Origin of the sequence: Mangrovibacterium diazotrophicum (assembly GCF_003610535.1) — a bacterium.
GTDB lineage: Bacteria > Bacteroidota > Bacteroidia > Bacteroidales > Prolixibacteraceae > Mangrovibacterium > Mangrovibacterium diazotrophicum.
In genome coordinates, this window is record NZ_RAPN01000001.1 from 2,770,645 (window position 1) to 2,791,079 (window position 20,435).

Consider the following 20,435-nt stretch of genomic DNA (forward strand, 5'->3'; position numbering starts at 1 on the left):
CTTATCCAATGAATTACGGTTCAGTTGTCACAATAACGCCAGAGTTAGGTCTTGCGCTAACAACTTGTTTGCGATTACCGTTGTTGACATCCGTAACATCGTTACCATTTTCATCTTCACTGGTATTAGCTGCATCCAACAATGTAACAGTAATGTCTTGAGCTGTCAAGCCTTCCATCGCCGTTCCATTATCAATGGTAACTTTCACCCAAATAGACGCATTACCGGAAGCAACATCAATATCATTAGCTACACCGTCTGTAGTCAAAGCTCCCGAACCACCAGTACCAGCACTTGTTGTACCCCATGTTGCAGTTACTGTTGCTCCTGTTGTATTCGTTGTTGCAATTGTGAATTGAGGACTCCAACCAGTGTTAGTTGTATTGATACCTGAAGCTGTTATTTTATAATACAAATCAACTGTTCCATAATCATATACAAAGTTTTGTGCATCAGTCAAAGTGCCATCTCCCGAACCTGCATAACTATCAACTACCACAGCAGGAGCACATTGTGCAGCATCTTGAGCTAAATCACCGTTAGATGAGTCAACGTTAACGATTTCAAGTTCAAATCCATTGACAGGAGATACAGCAATAGCTTTGTGATTTGAACATCCTGATAAAGTCTCTGTTACATGAACGTAATATGTCGTTCCTGCAGCTGGGTTATGCCAAGTAATTGAAACTTCTTCTGTTCCCGCCCCAGCAGTAACTTCTGCAATTGTAGAAGCCACTGCACTACTTCCAGCCACATCAGTTGTGATTGTCCAAGCAAATGTTGCAGAAGCGTTCGCTGTTACAGAATAAGTGTGGGTTGAACCAACAAAAGGAGTGATACCGCTATCAGTACTTTGACCAAAAACATTAGAAGTAATGGCTACGAAAGCCAACATACACAAAGACAAAAGTAATTTTTTCATTTTTCTCGATTTTTGAAGTTTAACTTTTTGATTTATTAATTAATTTATTTTCAATCTGTTTGTATTTCTGATGTATTCGGAACTCCACTGCTGGTAAGCTCCTCCGAGTTCTCGCCGACAGTTTGTTCGCTGATTTCGTGTACCGAGTAGGTATCACTTGCTGCTATTGAAATATTGATTTTGAAATTGGTTGCGGTGACACTTTGAATCGTATATTTCAACTGCACTTTATAACTCGAATTATCCGTTTTTAAAACTTGCATGAAGGGCATGGTAGACGTGTCGGAACAACCTGACGTAAGTGTCAGATCCGCGGTCAGTGCAGTTTGCGTTATTCCGGAAACAGAACCGGAGCAAGCGGTTATTGATGTCCCCCCGTCGTCCATCAAATCAACCGTGTAGTCAAAATTGTAAGGTGCTGTACCGTTTCCGCTGAAAGTTACTTCCCAAGTCATCGTCGTCGGCGTGTCTGTTTCACCAGCCTGGCAATGGTCGCCAAAATCAGCCAAAACTGCGTTGTACGAATTCTCGATGACCAGAATTGGCAATTCTGCTGTAGCAGAACAACCGGAGCTTTTTGTTACAACCAGCACGTATGAACCGCTAGCCAATGTGCTAAATTCAATCGCAGTTTGCGCATCATTATCCGGATCAAATGAAAGTCCGGAGTTTATTGGAGATGAATAATTATCGACAAGTCCATCTTCATTCGCATCTGCAAATAATTGCCAACTGTAACTATATCCTGCTTCAGCGCTTCCCCCATCAACCTCGTAAGTATGAGTTGAAGTTTGAACGGGTTGAATACCGGATCCTGCACCGGTTGCAGAAGAATTATCGTCGTAAGTAATTGGCGTAATAGAGATGGGACTGGAAACCATAACTTTTTGAGTAGCCTCTTCAGAAGTATTGCCACACATATCTTCGACAGTCCAATAGATTATAGTTTCACCAACCGGGAATTCATCTGATATGCTGGCACTGTTACCGGTTTTTTCAACTCCGTTAATTGTGTAGCGATATGCGGGATCTGCAAATACTAAATTTCCATCATCAGTTACCGCGTCAAAATCAAAATTAATTGTCGCATTAGCCGTACAATTTATCGTGTTAACAGTCGCGTTTTCATCTACTAAATCTCCAATCACTGGTGCGACATTATCTTGACCAACTTCAATCGTATATACAGACCATAATCCATCAGTACAACCATCCTCGCTGGTTTGGCGAACAGCAACATACGCCCCATCAAAGTCAGTTTCGGTCCAATCTACGGTTATTGTATAGGTGCTTGTTCCACCCACCCCACTTACCCCTAAATAACTCGCAGTATGTCCTTCGTATGTAGTGCTGTTACTGGTAACTTCAGCTCCGTTGAACGACGCTATTGTCCCGCCGTAAACCGCCCACTCGAAAAGATTGTTCTCTAGGTTTCCAGCATTTGTGGTTACTGCTTCAACTTTAAATGTCGTTGATGAACAAACTTTTGTCATCCCTTCGGTATTTCCAGCATTGGATAAATGATCATCCCAAAAAGTCGATGTCGTATTTATATAAGCCTCTCCCGGGCTCCCCTGAGCTTCCCATGCAGCTTGGTCGCCAATATTACTACAATTGCCCGAGGTACAATTATCAGAACCAAAAACAAAAAAATGATTGGTGCTAACATAGGTCGCTGCTCCACTAATTACCTGATAATCTCCCCCTACAACTAGAATTCCGTCGGCCCCTAATTGTCCCGAAACGGTTAGGTTTTCATCAATAACTACAATTCCGCTATTTACATAAATATAGTGCGTACTTACACTCCCATCAACATCGACCACTGCACTGACATCACCCGTTGAAAGCTGATGGGAAATAGTCGCGTCACCTCCAACCCACAAAACACCATATATGTATGAATTATTAACCGTGTAGCTACCTGTTATACTTGCTGTCGTCCCTGAAGACATGCTATGATCCCCGGACACCGTCAAAGAGCCTCCGACTGTCAACTCGCCGCTACTCTGCCCTAAATCACCCGAAATACTTACATTCCCAGTTACGGTCAATGTGCCATTGATACTTAAACTTCGATTAGTTATCAGGTTGCCATTCACAATTAGCGTACCTCCGTTCTTTATATAAAGACTTACATTTGATAAGTCCAAATCTCCGTTGATGATCAAAGTCCCACCATCAACTTCAATTTGCCCACCTGTCCAGCTTAGTACTCCCTCATAAGTAACCGTTGTTCCCGATTCAACAACAACTCCATCACCGCTATTAGGATAAGATGTTTTACTCCAAGTTGCTCCTGCAGTCCAAACCCCTGACTGTGAACTATGATACCAAGCAGCAAATGAAATGGATGGGATGATCAGCAAGCCAAATACAACCAGCAGTAATTTGATATGTCTTTTCAAATACTGCATCATTGGATACTAATTTTATTCGTTTGGAAAGTCATTACCTCCGCAGTTGCCGAATACCAAATCTCGCCGACTTTGTATACTGCTTTATATTCGCCTGCTTGGTCGGTAACCCAAGTTGCTTGGTTAGTGTTTTTCACCAATGCCGCGCCATCCAAATACCAAGAAACTTTCGTAATAGCGTCTGTATAGCTTTTCAATTCTAATGTCACACCTAAACAAAATGCGCCAGTATTTGCAAAATCATCTGTTTGTGTCGATGAAGACACAATCGACTCATATATTCCATCCGGTAATTCTTCCGGATCCACATTATCGAGAAAATCTGGAAATCCACCTGCTTCACATTGATCACTGTCTTCTGTACTGCCGGTATAACTACCCTCACATTTCTCAAACGTAGTTCCAAAACCATCCACATCACCAAAAACATATATCTTTGCATCATCCGTTTCCAGTGTTCCTTGGTTTGATGATCCTCCTTTATCCAAGCTTCCCAAAACGATAAAATAACTGGAAAGATCTAACCGAACCTGGTTTCCCAAATCAGCATCACCATATACAATCACAACACCACCGGTATTTAGATTTAAGACTCCATTATTACCCATAGTAAGGTCTCCGTTAATAATCAGAGTACCGTTAATTGTGAGCGTTCCATTAATCGTAACATTGTCATATGTTTCTGTTCCCGTTACCGTATATGAACTATTATTGGCAACAGTCAAATCAGCTGCATACCCTCCTAAACTTGCTGTAATGAATAAAATCAAGATTAGCAGAATCCGGCTGGCAAAGTGATATTTAGGGGTGGTTTGGTTCATATTTTTCAGGGGTGCGCAATAGCGAATGTGAATTGCAATAGCAACCCGGGTGAGACAATTATACTGTTGTGCTTATTTTGTCTTTTTGAACCAATGGTATTGGCACATGAATATTCCCGCATGTATAAGTTTACAAATGACATATTAAATATCTTTCTGCAGGAATTTGTAGACTGAACCGACTTGGATATCGCGCTAAACTGTGCTTGGAAGAAGACAATAAAAAACCACGCTGTCAGCTTTTCAACTGCAACTCTTAAATCAGAACTCCCGTTACCGGTAAGATTCCAAACGTCTCCTTGTAATCGCTTAAAAGCAGAAATGATGCGACAAGATGCATCCCTTACAACAAAACATATCCGTTTCAAGCCAACAGCTAGTCGACTCAGGACAACTAAAAAAATTTGTAGGATTTGAAATCCCCACTCTAAACGACACAAGAGACTAAAAAAACTTTTATGACAAAGTTTAGTCTCCATTCACTCCACAAAATCCCGTTTGTACTCTTAAAATTTATCAACCGGGATCGAAAATATGTAATATGCCCAGCTTTAAAAACTACAAAAGATCAAGAAGGCACATCTATCGACAAAAAGGCTATTTCTGTCGATAGTTCAATATGTCTAGAGTTTATTGTGGAGAAGCAGGTCCAAAAGCTCGTCTTTAAACTTTGGTGAGACTTTTAATTGCGATTTGTCGGTCATTTCGACCATTCCCCCGTCAGTTTTGACGTAGCGATTAATGCAGGTAAGGTTAACCAGGTGCGAACGATGAATCCGGAAAAAACCATGCGGCACCAACAACTGGTCGAATTCCAACAGCGTTCGGCTTATCAGAACCGAGGTACCATCTTTATAGAAAACACGGGTATAATTACGTTCGCCTTCGCAGCGCAGAATATTTTTCACCTTAATAATGGCGAAACCATTCATTTCAGGCAAAGCAATGGTCACATCGTTCGGATCTTCGGTACGCTCAATCTGGCTTCGCAGGTTGGTATATTCGATTTTCGGCTTGATACCCGATGACTTGAGAATCCGTGTAATCGTGGATTTAACGTTCTCCGGAAGAACCGGCTTCAGTATGTAATCGAATGCTGAATATTTGAATGCAGTAATGGCGTAATCGTTGTAAGAGGTCACAAACACAAGCCGAAAATCGACCTCTGTCAGTTGGTCAATCAAGTCAAAACCAGTTCCATCCGGCATCTCAATATCCAGAAATACCAAGTCAGGATCTGCTTCATTGATCAACTTCAATCCCTCACTTACCGAGCCTGCTTCGCCTACTATTTCTAATTCTTCAAAATTTTGATTAATAATCCGATATAGAATTTTGCGCGCAAGCTGATCATCGTCTATAATTACCGTTCTGACCATATACTTTTTATTCAGAATACTAAACTATGAAAAATTTCACTTCCGATAGTTACATTATGCTACATTATTTTGACAACATAATCTAGAAAAAACATTTTCGCTAAAATCATCTGAATATGCTTATTTTTGCAGCGTAAAAACAAATAACATGGCATATTTTTTATTGATAGAATCGTCAACATCGGTGTGTAGCGTTGCGTTGGCGAAGGACGGAGAACTGGTAGATCTGCAGGAAAGCAGCGAGGGGCAAAATCACGCCAAGTTATTGGCCGAGTTTGTGAACGAAGTCTTGAAACGTCAAAATATAACGAGCGACCAACTAAGTGCCGTTGCAATAAGCGAAGGTCCAGGATCTTACACAGGACTGCGAATTGGTGTTTCGTTGGCAAAAGGCATTTGTTACGCCAACCAAATCCCGTTAATCCCGGTTAGTCCGTTGCAATCGATGTGCGAACAGGTGATCGTTCGTCAAGCCGAACTCGGGATTGAAAGCCTGGAAAATACACTACTCATCCCAATGATGGACGCACGCCGCATGGAAGTGTATACGGCAAGCTACGATTCAGGAAATCATCTCATCAAGCCTGTTTCCGCTGAAATCATCGACGAACAGTCGTTTTTAGCTGATTTAGAAAAGCAGAAGGTCCTATTTTTCGGTAATGGTGCCGACAAATGTAAAGATGTGATCAAACATGCGAACGCGGCCTTTGTATCGGACATTCATACTTCGGCACAATTTATGTGTAAGCTGGCATGGAAAGCTTTTCAAAAAGAACAATTTGCAGACCTGGCATATTTTGAACCTTTCTACCTGAAAGACTTCATTGCCGGAAAGCCGAAAAAGAACATGTTAAACATTTAGCAGAAGACTGCAGTTCGCCGATTTTGTAGGCCGGGGTATTTCCTAAATCCATAAATTTATAGGAGAATTAAGCCATGGACTGAACATCCTGCTGAAAACAGAAAAAGAACGATGAGAATTAGCCTAGTCATATTTTTCAGCTTGCTCCTGCTGGGAGCGTCAGCTCAGCCGACCGAAAAACTGGAATACAACCTGAGATACAGTTTTATCAAAGGTGGCGAAGCGATCATCCTGATCAGCGACACTACCTACAACGGTAAAAAAGCGGAACACTACTACCTTCGGGGGAAAACGGTAGGATTTGCCGAAGCTTTGTACAATGTCGATGATGTTTACGAAACGATTCTCGATCCAAAAACAGTTCAGCCCTACAAACACATCCGGAACATTAAAGAACGCAAGTACCGTTACTACAACGAAACCCTCTTTTATCCTGAAAACGACTCCATTTTTACGACGAAGTCGGGAGGACGGAAAGTTCCGTCAGACATACTCGACATTTTAAGTGTGTTTGCATACCTGCGCCAGAATGAACTGCTGGAATCGCTGAAGGTCGACGATACGTTTACTTTCCCGGTATACCATGCCAATAAGTATTTCATGCTCGAATCCAAATTCCTGGGATTCGAAAAGGTAAAAACCAAGTTCGGCGAAAAGGAATGCTACGTAATCTCTCCCTGGATTGACGAAGGCAAACTACTGAAACGCTCAGATGGTCTGAAATTTTACATTTCAAAAGATGAAGATAAGCTGCCTTTAATTCTCGAATTCGACCTCAACGTTGGATCGGTGCGGGCCGAGCTGGTATCCTACAAAAAGCTGAAATAACGCCACCCAATCTTACTTTTTGTTTCTGCAGGCGATCACAAAACAGGATAAGCCGGATAAGCAACTAGCTAAAAGACATTTAATTTTGAATTTCAAGAAGCGGTTTTTGTCATTATTTTTTTACTTTTGCAGCAAAATTTGAAATTTATATAATTCATTCAAAATATGGCAACTACAGCTGATTTCAAGAACGGACTGACGATTGAGTACAACGGCCAGCTCTTTACAATCATTCAGTTCCAACACGTAAAACCGGGAAAGGGTGCTGCTTTTGTTCGTACCAAGCTTAAAAATGTTAAGACCGGAAAAGTAATCGAAAATACCTTCAACTCGGGTGTTAAAGTAAACACTGTTCGCGTTGAACGTCGTCCGTACCAATACCTGTACAAAGACGATATGGGTTACAACTTCATGCACACCGAGACTTTTGAACAAGTTTCGATTGACCCGGAATTGATTGAAAATGCCGACTTGATGAAAGAAGGTCAAATCATTGAAATCAACTTCCAAGCGGAGAGTGAAACAGCGTTGACTGCAGAACTTCCTCAATACGTTGAATTGGAAGTAACTGAAACCATCGCAGGTGAAAAAGGCAACACAGCCAGCTCAACAGCACTGAAACCAGCTACAATGGAAACAGGTGCCGAAGTAATGGTTCCAATGTTCATCAATGCAGGCGAAGTTCTGAAAATCGATACTCGTGACCGTTCATACAGCGAACGTGTAAAAAGATAATTATTCAACCGAATAATCAATCAAGGCTTTCCATCGCGGAGAGCCTTTTTTGTTTGAAAGCACCCACACGCAGAGACGCAAAATTCCGAAGCAAAAAGTGGTTCGAAAAAAGCTTGGTGATAACCAAACAACAAAGACAACCAGGACAACTATCGGCTTTCCCTCCAACTGCTGATTCCCCCAATTGCAGCCTATTTCATTTTTAGTCAAGTTCGATTTTCTCCGGAAAGGAAGGATCTTTCAACTTTAGATCGAGAACAACCAGCACGGCTACAAAAAACCAAACTGGAATCGCTGCTTTATCGGTATCCAAAAAGTTATTCAGAAAACCATGTGTAAAGTAACTCACCAAGGCCATCAAAACCGATAAGGTTAGCACTTTATCCTCTTTGCTTTTCGCACGGCCATAAACGCGGAAGCCTGTTCGGAATATTGCCAAAACAACCAGCAAGAAGCTGATAGTTCCCAGGATTCCAGACTCGGCCAGTGGCCCCAAATATTCGGAATGCGCATTCCCGCCGTCAGCCGAGTTGGTGCTGATAATCGTACGCAAATCCGTCTTCTGAAAAGGTGCGTACTGAAACATGTATGTCCCCGGCCCCCATCCGAACAATGGTTTCTCCAAGAACATAGCCCAGGCACTGTTCCATCGGTTTAAGCGTTCCACATTAGACGCATCAGTCGACACATTTGAAATGGAATTGAGGTGTCCCGACAACTCTGCCGACGACTGTTGCTTGTTCTTTTCGAGCATCGCCACCAATTGGTTTTGAAAAGCAAAAAGCCCTCCGACCACAATCACAACCGAAATAAGAACAACTTTAAACCGGATTTTTAGCAACAGAACGCCAAGTAGGCCCAACGCGACGAATAAACTCAACCAGGCAGCGCGCGTGTACGAAAAAATTAAGGCGATTATTAACAAGCCAAACAGCGAACCCGCCAAAAATCTCAGGCTCTTTTTTAAATTAGGCTTTAGCGAAACTGCAGCCAATGGTGGCATGAAAAACACCAACATTGCACCGTAAGAAGTATGATCTTTGAAAAAAGGATTCATCACAAAATTGGCCGCATGGTTATCGAAAAAGCCATAACCGGACTGTCGCCACCAGGCGTAGGCGATAACCGGCACAAAACCCAATGCATACAAAAGGGAGAAGCGGTAAAAGTTCCTGGGATTCTTCAACAACCAGACACCCAACAGGTAGAACGCCACGACAAACCATACTTTTGAAAGCCAATATTTCAACGAAACAACGAGCATGGTGCTCGTGAGGCTCGTAAGCAACATCCACGCCAGATAGAACCCAACAGCGATCGTCACCGGATGTTTCAGCAAGTTTTGGTCAATCCGGGGACGGGTTGCCAGCTTGAGCACGACATAGAACAATACCCCGACAACCAGCGGCTCCGTCGGCAAATTCATGTCGAATGACAAACCGGGAATTAACTCTTTCAACGGCAAACTCAATGGGGTAAAAAAGACTATCAGCAAAAGCAGGTAGTCCAGACGATAAAAAGCAAGGATCACCAATCCAAAAACGACCGGCAAAACCGCTAACCACAAGCTATCGCGGGATACAACCAAGTAGAAGTTCAGCGCCAGAAAAATGATTGACACCACATAAAACGCTGCTATTTTTATCCTTGCGGCAGGCAATTTTCAGGATTTGGATGTTTCTTTCGGATCGAAAAGCAAGATAAACAGCACAGCCAAAAACTCAACAGAGATCAGACTGGCCAGCAGAATAATCCAACGCGTCGGATACGACTTTTTATCAGCAGGGAAAGGCTCTTCCACCACCAGGGCAAAATTCTCTTCCCGATTGATCAGGCTCTGTACTTCTTCCAGGTTGGTACCGATTTCCTCCCGCTGTTTTTCCAAATCCCGCATTTTTGTTTGCATCTGAAGGAATTCACCCCCTTTATCACCCAGCAGAGCCAAACGTTTTTGCAAATCGTCAACAGAGCTGCGCGACGCACCACGAGCCAACACTTCAGCATAACCCAGCGTTAATTGAAGTGTCTGACTATTGTAGTCCAAAATCCCGTATTCCTTGCGGAAAACTTCCATCTGTTTGTTCAGGCTGTCGATCTCCGCTTGCTTTCGTCTCTGGTCGTTCTGATAGCCCAACAGTTCGTCGGCATATTTCGCTATGCGCATTTCCAACATCTTGGCGTTGTAAAAAGCGATCAACGAATCGACCATCGCACAGGCAACCTCCGGATCCGAATCCATCACCTGCAGTTCAATCGTTTCGTAGCGCGTTTTCGAGCTCGACACATATTCATCGTATTTCCGCAACACATGTGTCTGCGCGGCGCGATCATCTGGCTTAATATCGTAGCGTTCCTTCAGATTGAAAACCTCAACCATTTTGCGTTTGATATCGGTTGACGAAACAACTTCCAGCATCTGCTCACTTTCCGATTCTTCGGAAAAAGCCTTGATGTTGATCGGGTAAACCCGGGCTTGCGACTTAAAAAGCGGCGTGATAAAAAGCGGTGAGGAAAATAGGATGGCCAGCGCAACAGTAATGATTCCAATTACAATCAGGTGAAATTTCCAGCGCAGAATCTGCCGGATGATGGTCTGGCTTTCCAATAGTTGTTTCATAGAGCAGGTTTCAATGTTGAAGTCGTACCATAAAACGAAAAGATCCCTTGTTTAGTACAAGAGATCCTTTCAAATTCGTTTATTCAGCGATGAGCAGGAAGTAATTCTTTTTGCCCTTCTGAACGAGTATGTATTTTCCGCCGATCAGGTAATCTTCGTTGATCATCGCATCCTGATCCGAGAATTTATCTTTGTTGATACTCAATCCGTTCCCTTTCATCGTCCGGCGCAATTCCCCTTTCGATGGGAAAACAGCGGCATGGTCGGCCAACAGATCAACAACATTCACACCAGCCGACAAGTCAGCTTTTGAAACAGTGAATTGAGGCACGCCTTCGAAAACCGACAGGAAAGTCGATTCGTTCAAACGACGCAAAGATTCAGCCGTTCCACGACCAAACAGGATTTGCGATGCCTCAACAGCCATCTCCAAATCTTCTTGCGAGTGAACCAAGACGGTAATTTCTTCCGCCAGGCGACGCTGCAAATTACGTTCGTGTGGTGCTTCGCGATGAGCCGCAATCAACGCATCAATTTCAGCCTTATCCAGCAAAGTGAAAATCTTGATGTAGCTTTCAGCGTCTTCATCCGACGTGTTCAACCAAAACTGGTAGAATTTGTAAGGCGAAGTCATATTCGGATCCAACCAAACGTTTCCGCTTTCGGTTTTACCGAATTTAGTGCCGTCAGCTTTTTTAATCAACGGAATCGTCAGCGCAAATGCTTCACCATCCGACTTCCGGCGAATCAATTCAGTACCGGTTGTGATATTTCCCCACTGGTCTGAACCGCCCATCTGCAGTTTGCAGTTCATGTTTTGGTTCAACCAATAGAAGTCAAAACCTTGTACCAGCTGGTAAGTAAATTCAGTGAACGACATGCCCACTTTCGACTCGCTACTGAAACGTTTTTTTACCGAATCCTTCGCCATCATATAATTTACGGTGATGTGCTTACCGACGTCGCGAATAAACTCCAGGAACGAGATATCCTTCATCCAGTCGTAGTTGTTCACCATAACGGCTTTGTTTTCCGCGTCGCTGTCGAAATCCAGGAATTTCTCCAACTGTTTGCGAATACCGGCCAGGTTGCGTTCCAATGTTTCTTCGTTCAATAAGTTCCGCTCCTGCGATTTTCCGGAAGGGTCACCAATCATACCTGTAGCACCACCAACAAGTGCAACGGGTTTGTGACCTGCCAATTGGAAACGTTTCAGCAACATGATTGGCGCCAGGCTACCAATGTGCAACGACTCAGCAGTCGGGTCGAACCCAACGTATGCGGTTGTCATTTCTTTCTTCAATTGCTCCTCGGTTCCGGGCATCATATCGTGCAACATGCCCCTCCAGCTTAATTCTTCAACAAAATTCATTGTATTGGTCTGTATTTTTTGTGTCTGTAATTCAATTTTCAACTTTGAGATTGCAGCAAATACTGCACAACCCGAAATCCGGGCAAAGATATAAAAATGAACCGGTAAGGCGGTCATGCTTCCGGGATTTAATCACCATCTTCAGAAGCATTGGAAATTACACGGAGACAAAGGCATTGTAGATCACGTAAGCCGTTGCCAACGAGATGCACATCGTGTAAATTCCGCCCAAAAGGATGAACTTGAAAAAGGTTTTCAGGTAGCCCTGACGGTAAAAACGGTGCAAGGCCATGTAAATGTAAACTTGAATGATGACAAACGCCCAGAACAAAGCCCAACCCGAAAAGTGCCAGAACAGCGCAAACGAAACCACAAAAATATTCAGCAGAAAAGCAAAGGAATGAATGTGGACCGAAAAAACCAGGTGCCGGATAAAATGCATCTTCCGACGCACATAAAGCAGCGCCAAAAAGACGGCGAACACCGGCAACATCACAAAAAAGGCCCAGGAAAGGTATTTCAAAATGGTGCTGGTGATTGCCCGGGGCGACTCAACAACGTGCTTCATCTGGATCAAATCCTCGCGTTTCTCCGGATCTGTTTCGGTTTTCAACTGCTCGTCGAGTTCCTTGGAAAATACCGCCAATTTTTCTTCGAGCGTGCTCTTTGTCAGCACATCTTCCAACCCAATCTTTACTTTTGTTTCCAGCGAATCCGTCTCATCCATCGCCAACCTCAATTCCGGATCGTTCATTGCTGTACTAATCGAGTCGATCACGGTTGAAACAGCTTTCTCTTCCGGATTAAAGCCAATTGGTTTCTTCAACGCGGCGTCCGTCAAAACCTGGAGCAAGAGAAATAACAAAAAGCTAAGGAAAATAAAGATCCGAAACGGCGGGGCATAGCGTTGCCTCCTTCCCTCCAAAAACTCGTTTGTCAGGAAGCCCGGTTTAAACAACAAATATTTGAATGTTAAGAAAAAGCGCGAGTCGAACGCGAAAAAGTCGCCCATGAAGTTGTAAATCACAAAGCCAAAAGGACGATCAAACTCGGTGTCCGACTGGCCGCAATTGGGGCAGTAATAACCTTTGAACTCGGTCCCGCAGTTGGGACAATCGTGCGGCTCCAACTGGTCAAAAGGAACCTTTTTTTCCTTAAACCATCTTGTCCACTTTTTTGCCATTTGTTTTCGATTTTTGGAGGTCTTCCGTTTCATCCCAGAAATTCAAAAATGGCAAAAGCGTCGGAACCAAATTCTTCAAAGGCTCATAAACCTGCGATTCTTCTTTGGTTTCCTGCGAGATCAGGTGCGCATCTTCATCGATCCGATCAAAAAACAGCAAAATAATACTTAAAATCAGTGCTGTTTTCAACACACCAAAGAACAAGCCGGCCAGGTGATTCAAAAATCCCAAAGCCAAAGCTTCCACCAATTTTGTGAGAATATTCCCCAAAATATGCACCACCACAAGTATGATCAAAAAAGTGATGATAAAGGCAACCAGGCCCACGTGTTCACTCTCCCAATGGAAAGTATCGACCAGGAAACCTGCAGTGAAATGCGAGAAATGAATGGCACCCCAAATACCTAAAATGAGGGCTACCAGCGAGGCAAGTTCCACAATGAAACCTTTAATAAATCCGCGCACAGCGGCAATAACAAGCAAAATACCAAGAATGATATCAATGTAATTCATACGATAGAGAAAGGGATTATTCTGAAGTAAAAATAAAAAATATTTGTTGTTCCTGCAGAAGTGCGCCCACATCAGCTAACTTTTGTTTACAAAAATTACCAGTTAGTTTAAGTCCTTTCGCACGGAAAACCTTATTTTCGTTGGGAACGTAACGACAGTACCTATATGGCTATAATCAACTCCATTGTCAATTGGCTTAACTATAAACGGATATACGAAATTGACTTATTTAAGAAGCACCCAATTGACACGCAAAGGGAGGTTTTGTTTGAACTATTGGATCATGCCCGGGACACCGAGTTTGGGCAGAAATACGACTTCAGGAGCATCGCAACTGAAAACGACTTCAAAAACCGCATTCCCATCCGTACATACGAAGACTACTCGCCTTTTATCGACCGATTGCTGAAAGGTGAAAAAAATGTCGTTTGGCCGGGTGAGACCAAATGGTTCGCCAAATCGTCGGGAACAACTAACGACAAAAGCAAGTTTATCCCGGTGAGCAAACACTCGCTCGAAGATGTGCATTACCGCGGCTTCAAAGATGTGCTGGCGCTGTACCTGAAAAACAATCCTGAGTCAGGGGTGCTATTGGGTAAATCGCTCACCCTCGGCGGAAGTCACCGGGTCAACAGTTTCAACAACAACTCGTACTATGGCGACTTGTCGGCGATCCTGATTGAAAACACACCATTTTGGTCCGACTTCATTCGGATACCGCCAGCAGAAGTAGCGTTGATCGAGGAGTTTGAAGAGAAGGTCGTGAAAATCATCGAGCAATCGCGCGACGAAAATGTGACTTCGTTAGCCGGAGTACCGTCCTGGAACCTGGTTTTGTTGAAACGCGTGCTTGAAGCAACCGGCAAAAACAACATTTTAGATGTTTGGCCCAACCTGGAAGTCTTCATTCACGGAGGTATCAAGTTCGATCCGTACCGCGAACAGTACCGCCAGATTATTCCTTCGGATAAGATGAAATACATGGAGACCTACAATGCCTCCGAAGGATTCTTTGCGATTCAGGATAATCCGGAAAGTACCGACATGCTCCTGATGCTCGATTATGGCATCTACTACGAGTTCATCCCGATGGATCAGTTTCACCAGGAAAATCCGCCGGCGGTGAGCCTGCAGGATATCGAGCTGGAGAAGAACTACGCGATGGTAATCAGTACAAACGGAGGCTTGTGGCGCTACCTGATTGGCGACACGGTGAAGTTCACCCGGCGCAATCCGTACAAAATCAAAATTACCGGACGAACCAAACACTACATCAATGCATTCGGCGAGGAATTAATCATCGACAACGCGGAAGAAGCCTTGCAGGTAGCTTGCAGCCGGACAAATTCAACCATTCGCGAATACACGGCAGGTCCTGTCTTTATGAGCGGAGACGAGAAAGGCAAACACCAGTGGTTAATCGAGTTCGAAAACAAACCGGACGACCTGGAACATTTCATCTCGGTTTTGGATGGGACTTTAAAAACGCTAAACTCCGACTACGAAGCGAAACGCCATAAAAGTATCACGCTGGAACGCCCGCAAGTGGACGTTGCTCCGGACGGACTGTTCTACGAATGGATGAAACAGCGGGGCAAAATTGGTGGTCAAAATAAAATTCCGCGACTGGCGAACGATCGGGTTTACCTCGATCAACTGCTGGAGTTGCAGCGAAATAAATTTGAAAAATAAGCGTTCTGCCCACAAGGCATTTTATAAATTTGTAATCTACAATCAGAAAAAAATATATCAAACATGCATATTGCAGTTGCAGGGAATATTGGTGCGGGGAAAACGACCCTGACCGAAATGTTGGCTAAACACTACGGATGGAAACCTCATTATGAAGATGTTGACGAAAATCCCTATTTGAATGATTTTTACGAAGACATGCAGCGTTGGTCATTCAACCTTCAGATTTACTTTTTGAACAGTCGTTTTAACCAGGTGCTCGACATTCAGAATTCGGGACAAACCGTCATTCAGGACAGAACCATTTTTGAAGACGCCGAAATATTTGCACCGAACCTGCACTCCATGGGACTGATGTCGACCCGCGACTTCCAAAACTACACCAGCCTGTTTCAGTTGATGAGTAAATTGGTGAAAGCTCCGGATTTGATGATTTACCTGCGTGCAAGTGTGCCAACACTTGTGAACCAGATTCAGTTGCGCGGACGCGATTACGAAAACTCTATCCGGATTGACTACCTGAAGCAGTTGAACGAACGCTACGAAGCCTGGATCAACCGCTACAAAGACGGCAAATTACTAATCGTCAATGTCGACAAGATCGACATCACACACAACCCGGAAGATTTAAGTAGTATTATTGATAAAATCGACGCTCAGATCCACGGCTTATTTTAAGCCTTCGAGCGCTTTAAATATTTGGGGCCAGGATTCATCTGGGATTTTGGCCCCAAGTACCTGAATCACCTCTGCAGCCAGAATCCCTCCCAACTTTCCGCAAGATTCAAGTGTCAAGCCGTTGGCCAATCCATATAAAAATCCGGATGCATAAACATCGCCTGCACCGGTTGTATCAATTGCTTTTACAGGCGTAGCCGCAATGCGCGCATACAGATCACCGGATTTCACCAGCGAACCTTCTTTGCCGATTTTCACGATGGCAACCGAACACTGTTGGGCAATTTCTTCCAACGCTTCTTGCGGCTCTTTGCCGGTGTAAGCTTTGGCTTCTTCCTCGTTGGCAAAAACAATGTCAACATAGTCGTTCACCAAACGCGTCAAAAATCCGCGATCCGCTTCAACCACATTGTAGCTCGCCATATCCAGCGAAATCGTCAAGCCGTTTTTCTTGGCAATTTTCAGGATACCCTCAATCAGCTCGTGGTTGAAAACCAAATATCCTTCGATGTGTAAATAGTCGTAATCTGCAAATAACTTATCCGACAGGTCGGCTACCGAAAGTTCACTCGCGGCACCAAGGTAAGTTCCAAAGGTTCGTTCCGAATCCGGAGAAATCAATGTTGCGGCTACTCCTGAAGGAATGCTGCCGTTGAACAAATGCGGTTCAATTTGAAGATCTTCGAATGATTTTTTGAAAAACTGCCCCATTGTATCGTCGTGCACTTTGCCGATGAAACCGCTTTTTCCGCGCAACTGAGCAATACCCCTGATGGTGTTGGCAGCAGACCCCCCGGTTTCCATTCCCGATTCCAACTCGGCACTCGCATCCAGAATACGTTTCGACAAATCAGCGTCAACCAGCGTCATACTACCTTTCGGCAAACCAAACTGATTCAACAGTTGATCATCTTTTAACTGAACGAGCACGTCGACCAGCGCGCTACCGATTCCGACGATTGATTTTTGAGTTTTTGCGTTTTCCATGCGGCAAAAATAGTAAAAAAGGCGGTTTTAAAATTAAGTCAACTCAATCAGCGTGATCTCAGGCAAAATTCCCAGCCGCCCCTGGTAACCGATAAATCCATATCCGCGGTTCACGTAAAGATACTGATCCTGTTCGCGGTACAATCCTGCCCATCGTTTGTAAACGTATTGAACAGGGCTCCATTTCAACCCGGGAATTTCGATCCCAAACTGCATGCCGTGCGTGTGACCCGCCAAAGTCAAGTCAATATCTGTGTATTCTTTTCTAACCTCAGCATCCCAGTGCGACGGATCATGACTCATAAGGATTTTAGCTGACACCCCTTTTTCATCCAGCCCGGCTACTGCCTTTTTCATATCGCCGTATTTGGTAAAGCCTCTTGCCCCCCAATTTTCAATCCCGATCAAAGCGATTTGCTTGTCCTCCCGCTCAAGCAAAACATGCTCGTTCACTAACAATCGCCAGCCCATGTCGGCATGATGCTGTTTCAACTGGTCGAGATTCTCCCTCTTCTCTTCCTCGGAAGTCCACGACACATAATCGCCGTAATCGTGATTGCCCAACACCGAATAAACACCAAGCGGTGCATTCAGGCGGTTGAACACTTCTTTGTACGGAACTATCTCACCCGCGCGATCGTTAACAAGGTCGCCGGTAAACAGAATCAAATCAGGTTTCTCACGCAAAATGGCTTCTACTCCTTCTGCCACCGCTTCCGGGTTGTCGAAACTTCCGGAATGAACATCCGAGATTTGAGCGATCCGCATTCCTTTAAACTCTTCCGGCAAATTTTTCAGTTTCACTTTCGTCCGCTTCACCTGGTAGCGGTAACGGTTCGTCATGCCATAAACCAAGCCTCCCGTAAGCGCCGCGCCCAGCAACAAAGCTGTTTGAGAGATGAATGTGAAACGGCTGATAAAACGGGATCCTTCCGGCGGGTTTCCGACCGGGTGATCTTTGAAGGAAAGTAAAAAGCTGATGGCATTCGGAATAATCATCACCAGATCGGCCAGCAATAAAATGGCTGCAATCAGAAATTTACCGAGGAACACACCAACCAAAGTATTTACCGAATACTTTAAAGCGACAGACGGCCAGCCACTTCTCCCAAAATGGGGAAAGGCATAAAAACTGAAAAAAACGCTCAAACTAAGTAGGATGTATAGTGTCCAAAGAACCCATGACCAGCTCGGGTTTACATCACGCAAAACTGATCGCACGGCCACATAGGAGTAATACTCGACAACCAGGACGAAGAGTACAAAAATAGCTAATCTCATTTTTCTGCTTTCTGTTGTTTATTTGAATTCAAACTGCAATTTCATGGCTTTTCTGCAGCTAATTTACTTAAACAACACAAAAAACAGATGGTTTTCGGAAGATCAGAATAACAAAAAAAGCCGGCTCAACAGATGAACCGACATCCTCCTTTTGCCGATCCTCCAACCGACACAATATGCTTGAATGTATGGCTAGGCTCGATAATCATCGCTACTAAAAAACGATGACTCCATGCACCAATTATTTCCCACTATCGGACGCTTAGTGAAATTGCTGACAACATTTGGAAACACTTCTCCAGATCATTGCGATTCCGACTAAAGCAAACAGCACAAGCAATGGAATGTAAAAAGCTTGCGACCATCCGGCGCAGCAAAACAGCGCACCTAAAATAATTGTGACCAGAAAGCCTAAGATGCCCCAAACTCCTGCATAAAAACACGTCAATGTAAACAACTTGTTCATGAGTTCCTCTTTTTAGCAAATTTAGCTCACGTTTGAAACATTTGTTCATTATATTGCGTGATATAAATCACAGGGGTGTGTGACATTCGCAAAAACGGAAGAAACAGAAAATGGACCTGACAAACTACAGTTGCCGCAATTGCCGGATTAAATCGAGAGCAGTATCGGTTTTAGAGCACGACCAATTAGCGATCCTCGAACAAGGTTGTTCTCAGACTGATTTCAGCAAGGGAGAATTAATACTGAAGGAAAACGCGCCAGCGCAATTCGTCACGTACATCCGCCAGGGATTTGTAAAACTTTACAAGAAAGGTATCAGTGCCAAAGAATATATTCTCAGTATTTCCGGAGAGGGAGCTTTTCTCGGGCTGCAGAACCTCGATGAAAAACGCAAGACCAACTACTTTTCAGCGGTTGCCATAACAGATACCAAAGTTTGTTACCTCGACATTCATTACTTCGACCAGCTGCTAAAAATGAACGGTGCTTTCGCGTCAGAGGTCATCAGCTATATTTTTCACGACGAGATGAATTACTTCGAACGGCTCATCAACAATGTGCAACAGCAGCTCCCCGGCCGACTGGCGACGGCACTTCTCTACTTCTACCGGCAAGTGTACAAGAAGAACCCTTTCGAATTGAACCTTACCAAAGCCGAGTTAGCGTCGCTGATCGGTACTTCCCGCGAAAGCGTCACTCGTCAACTTAAAAGCTTTCATGATGATGGCATCATCGAACTTCAGAAAAGCCAAATCGTCATTCGGGATGAAAACAAGCTTGAAGAAATCAAACAGAAAGGTTAAGCTTCCATCGGAAAGTCAATTAGCAAAAGTCAGAGAAAAGCCGACCAACTTGGCCGGCTTTTCTGCTATCAAAATGACCTCCTCCAACCATGTTGAAATCAAATTTTCAACCTAAAAACGGCCATTTTATCTTTGGGGAACAAGTTCTAACCTACAAACAATTCAGGTTCAGCTTCTAATTTTTATACTTCCCGTATCCGGGCCCCCAAGGACTATTATATTCATCGTAGAAAAAAGGAGGAATTTCTCCTTCGTTAACAACCTGAATAACGATCAACTCCGGCCAGTACATCGATTCAAAACCAATCTCTTTACCCTCTGAATTATACCAAATTCCACCCGACAAGGTATCGGACGACCGGCTTGAAACCAGCTTTCTCATATGAGACCAGTATTGCCCATCCACCTCTCCGGAGTACTTAAATACAATCCAACCGTTCGAGTTGACCCAAGTCTCCGGATAAACTCCGTCTTTACGAATCAACCCAGAATTCCAATGCGCATTCAGCCTTGTATCCAGCAGCTCAGGCGGCATCATATAAATCCAATAGTCATAATTGGCTACCAGCATATTCCAAAACTCGCTACCCTCACCGTTATAAACATGCTGCTTGTAATGTGGCCAGCCCTCAAAATAGCTGTCCCCCAACATCATGTTTATCAGGTAGCCATTAAACTGCTGTGCATTCCAGTTAAAACCCCAATCATCAAACCCAGTTAGCTTGACGTTCGCTTTTTTTAGCTCTTCCTGAGTCACATTCTCATCCAAAGCTGTTTCCTGGCAGGCACTCAACACCAGCACCAAAGCCAGAAAAATTCCAAAAACACAAGTTAATTTTTTCATGATAGCAGACTTAAAGATTACAACCCAAAGTTCG

Annotated in this window: 18 protein-coding genes; 6 read left to right on the top strand and 12 right to left on the bottom strand. The window is 43.9% G+C overall.

Annotation, left to right across the window (positions count from 1 at the left end):
* Positions 1-13 precede the first annotated feature (13 nt).
* The 4 genes from BC643_RS10925 to BC643_RS10945 form a co-directional block, all read right to left on the bottom strand.
* Positions 14-922 (bottom strand): hypothetical protein, encoded by a 909-nt coding sequence (locus tag BC643_RS10925; RefSeq protein WP_147377198.1) that lies wholly within the window; start codon positions 920-922, stop codon positions 14-16.
* A gap of 50 nt (positions 923-972) precedes the next feature.
* Positions 973-3,342, bottom strand: coding sequence for a G8 domain-containing protein (locus tag BC643_RS10930; RefSeq protein WP_120273119.1), 2,370 nt, complete (start codon positions 3,340-3,342; stop codon positions 973-975).
* Positions 3,339-4,160, bottom strand: a complete 822-nt coding sequence (locus BC643_RS10935; RefSeq protein WP_120273120.1) for a hypothetical protein — start codon at positions 4,158-4,160, stop codon at positions 3,339-3,341. The genes BC643_RS10930 and BC643_RS10935 overlap by 4 nt, the downstream gene beginning before the upstream one ends.
* 623 nt (positions 4,161-4,783) lie before the next feature.
* Positions 4,784-5,539: a LytR/AlgR family response regulator transcription factor gene (locus BC643_RS10945; RefSeq protein ID WP_120273122.1), complete on the bottom strand. Its 756-nt coding sequence runs from the start codon at positions 5,537-5,539 to the stop codon at positions 4,784-4,786.
* A 148-nt stretch (positions 5,540-5,687) separates the two neighbouring features.
* On the opposite strand from BC643_RS10945, the gene tsaB reads away from it, so the two are divergent.
* The 3 genes from tsaB to efp all read left to right on the top strand — a co-directional run bounded on the left by tsaB (position 5,688) and on the right by efp (position 7,964).
* Positions 5,688-6,401, top strand: a complete 714-nt coding sequence (gene tsaB / locus BC643_RS10950) for a tRNA (adenosine(37)-N6)-threonylcarbamoyltransferase complex dimerization subunit type 1 TsaB (protein WP_120273123.1) — start codon at positions 5,688-5,690, stop codon at positions 6,399-6,401.
* 111 nt (positions 6,402-6,512) lie between these two features.
* Positions 6,513-7,229: a DUF3108 domain-containing protein gene (locus BC643_RS10955; RefSeq protein ID WP_120273124.1), complete on the top strand. Its 717-nt coding sequence runs from the start codon at positions 6,513-6,515 to the stop codon at positions 7,227-7,229.
* Positions 7,230-7,394: 165 nt separating this feature from the next.
* Complete coding sequence (efp, locus tag BC643_RS10960) at positions 7,395-7,964, top strand: elongation factor P (RefSeq protein WP_120273125.1); 570 nt, start codon at positions 7,395-7,397, stop codon at positions 7,962-7,964.
* 202 nt (positions 7,965-8,166) lie between these two features.
* Here efp and BC643_RS10970 read toward each other — a convergent pair whose 3' ends face one another.
* The 5 genes from BC643_RS10970 to BC643_RS10990 all read right to left on the bottom strand — a co-directional run bounded on the left by BC643_RS10970 (position 8,167) and on the right by BC643_RS10990 (position 13,650).
* Positions 8,167-9,624 carry an O-antigen ligase family protein gene (locus tag BC643_RS10970; RefSeq protein WP_147377199.1) on the bottom strand — a complete coding sequence of 486 codons (1,458 nt, stop codon included), beginning with the start codon at positions 9,622-9,624 and terminating at the stop codon, positions 8,167-8,169.
* A gap of 3 nt (positions 9,625-9,627) precedes the next feature.
* Positions 9,628-10,581: a GumC domain-containing protein gene (locus BC643_RS10975; protein WP_120273128.1), complete on the bottom strand. Its 954-nt coding sequence runs from the start codon at positions 10,579-10,581 to the stop codon at positions 9,628-9,630.
* Positions 10,582-10,660: 79 nt separating this feature from the next.
* Positions 10,661-11,953, bottom strand: coding sequence for a tyrosine--tRNA ligase (tyrS, locus tag BC643_RS10980; protein ID WP_120274243.1), 1,293 nt, complete (start codon positions 11,951-11,953; stop codon positions 10,661-10,663).
* A gap of 157 nt (positions 11,954-12,110) precedes the next feature.
* On the bottom strand, positions 12,111-13,136 hold the full coding sequence (locus BC643_RS10985; RefSeq protein WP_170154527.1) for a DUF3667 domain-containing protein: 1,026 nt from the start codon (positions 13,134-13,136) through the stop codon (positions 12,111-12,113).
* Positions 13,108-13,650: a CvpA family protein gene (locus BC643_RS10990; RefSeq protein WP_120273130.1), complete on the bottom strand. Its 543-nt coding sequence runs from the start codon at positions 13,648-13,650 to the stop codon at positions 13,108-13,110. Before BC643_RS10990 ends, BC643_RS10985 begins: the two co-directional genes overlap by 29 nt.
* Before the next feature lie 165 nt (positions 13,651-13,815).
* On the opposite strand from BC643_RS10990, the gene BC643_RS10995 reads away from it, so the two are divergent.
* Positions 13,816-15,342, top strand: a complete 1,527-nt coding sequence (locus BC643_RS10995; protein ID WP_120273131.1) for a GH3 auxin-responsive promoter family protein — start codon at positions 13,816-13,818, stop codon at positions 15,340-15,342.
* A 63-nt stretch (positions 15,343-15,405) separates the two neighbouring features.
* Positions 15,406-16,020, top strand: a complete 615-nt coding sequence (locus tag BC643_RS11000; protein WP_120273132.1) for a deoxynucleoside kinase — start codon at positions 15,406-15,408, stop codon at positions 16,018-16,020.
* Here the strand turns inward: BC643_RS11000 and BC643_RS11005 are convergent.
* Together BC643_RS11005 and BC643_RS11010 are read right to left on the bottom strand one after the other, a co-directional pair.
* On the bottom strand, positions 16,012-17,007 hold the full coding sequence (locus BC643_RS11005) for an adenosine kinase (RefSeq protein ID WP_120273133.1): 996 nt from the start codon (positions 17,005-17,007) through the stop codon (positions 16,012-16,014). The genes BC643_RS11000 and BC643_RS11005 overlap by 9 nt on opposite strands.
* A 33-nt stretch (positions 17,008-17,040) precedes the next feature.
* Positions 17,041-18,288 (bottom strand): metallophosphoesterase, encoded by a 1,248-nt coding sequence (locus tag BC643_RS11010; protein WP_120273134.1) that lies wholly within the window; start codon positions 18,286-18,288, stop codon positions 17,041-17,043.
* Positions 18,289-18,864: 576 nt separating this feature from the next.
* Between BC643_RS11010 and BC643_RS11015 the strand changes: the two genes are divergently transcribed.
* Positions 18,865-19,557: a Crp/Fnr family transcriptional regulator gene (locus BC643_RS11015; protein WP_120273135.1), complete on the top strand. Its 693-nt coding sequence runs from the start codon at positions 18,865-18,867 to the stop codon at positions 19,555-19,557.
* A gap of 175 nt (positions 19,558-19,732) precedes the next feature.
* Here BC643_RS11015 and BC643_RS11020 read toward each other — a convergent pair whose 3' ends face one another.
* Positions 19,733-20,401 (bottom strand): hypothetical protein, encoded by a 669-nt coding sequence (locus tag BC643_RS11020; RefSeq protein WP_120273136.1) that lies wholly within the window; start codon positions 20,399-20,401, stop codon positions 19,733-19,735.
* Positions 20,402-20,435: the final 34 nt, after the last annotated feature.

Excerpts from the sequence above, each read along its gene's own strand:
- BC643_RS10925 (WP_147377198.1), bottom strand. The coding sequence starts at position 922 with ATGAAAAAATTACTTTTGTCTTTGTGTATGTTGGCTTTCGTAGCCATT.
- BC643_RS10930 (WP_120273119.1), bottom strand. The coding sequence starts at position 3,342 with ATGATGCAGTATTTGAAAAGACATATCAAATTACTGCTGGTTGTATTT.
- BC643_RS10935 (WP_120273120.1), bottom strand. The coding sequence starts at position 4,160 with ATGAACCAAACCACCCCTAAATATCACTTTGCCAGCCGGATTCTGCTA.
- BC643_RS10945 (WP_120273122.1), bottom strand. The coding sequence starts at position 5,539 with ATGGTCAGAACGGTAATTATAGACGATGATCAGCTTGCGCGCAAAATT.
- tsaB (WP_120273123.1), top strand. The coding sequence starts at position 5,688 with ATGGCATATTTTTTATTGATAGAATCGTCAACATCGGTGTGTAGCGTT.
- BC643_RS10955 (WP_120273124.1), top strand. The coding sequence starts at position 6,513 with ATGAGAATTAGCCTAGTCATATTTTTCAGCTTGCTCCTGCTGGGAGCG.
- efp (WP_120273125.1), top strand. The coding sequence starts at position 7,395 with ATGGCAACTACAGCTGATTTCAAGAACGGACTGACGATTGAGTACAAC.
- BC643_RS10975 (WP_120273128.1), bottom strand. The coding sequence starts at position 10,581 with ATGAAACAACTATTGGAAAGCCAGACCATCATCCGGCAGATTCTGCGC.
- tyrS (WP_120274243.1), bottom strand. The coding sequence starts at position 11,953 with ATGAATTTTGTTGAAGAATTAAGCTGGAGGGGCATGTTGCACGATATG.
- BC643_RS10985 (WP_170154527.1), bottom strand. The coding sequence starts at position 13,136 with ATGGCAAAAAAGTGGACAAGATGGTTTAAGGAAAAAAAGGTTCCTTTT.
- BC643_RS10990 (WP_120273130.1), bottom strand. The coding sequence starts at position 13,650 with ATGAATTACATTGATATCATTCTTGGTATTTTGCTTGTTATTGCCGCT.
- BC643_RS10995 (WP_120273131.1), top strand. The coding sequence starts at position 13,816 with ATGGCTATAATCAACTCCATTGTCAATTGGCTTAACTATAAACGGATA.
- BC643_RS11000 (WP_120273132.1), top strand. The coding sequence starts at position 15,406 with ATGCATATTGCAGTTGCAGGGAATATTGGTGCGGGGAAAACGACCCTG.
- BC643_RS11005 (WP_120273133.1), bottom strand. The coding sequence starts at position 17,007 with ATGGAAAACGCAAAAACTCAAAAATCAATCGTCGGAATCGGTAGCGCG.
- BC643_RS11010 (WP_120273134.1), bottom strand. The coding sequence starts at position 18,288 with ATGAGATTAGCTATTTTTGTACTCTTCGTCCTGGTTGTCGAGTATTAC.
- BC643_RS11015 (WP_120273135.1), top strand. The coding sequence starts at position 18,865 with ATGGACCTGACAAACTACAGTTGCCGCAATTGCCGGATTAAATCGAGA.
- BC643_RS11020 (WP_120273136.1), bottom strand. The coding sequence starts at position 20,401 with ATGAAAAAATTAACTTGTGTTTTTGGAATTTTTCTGGCTTTGGTGCTG.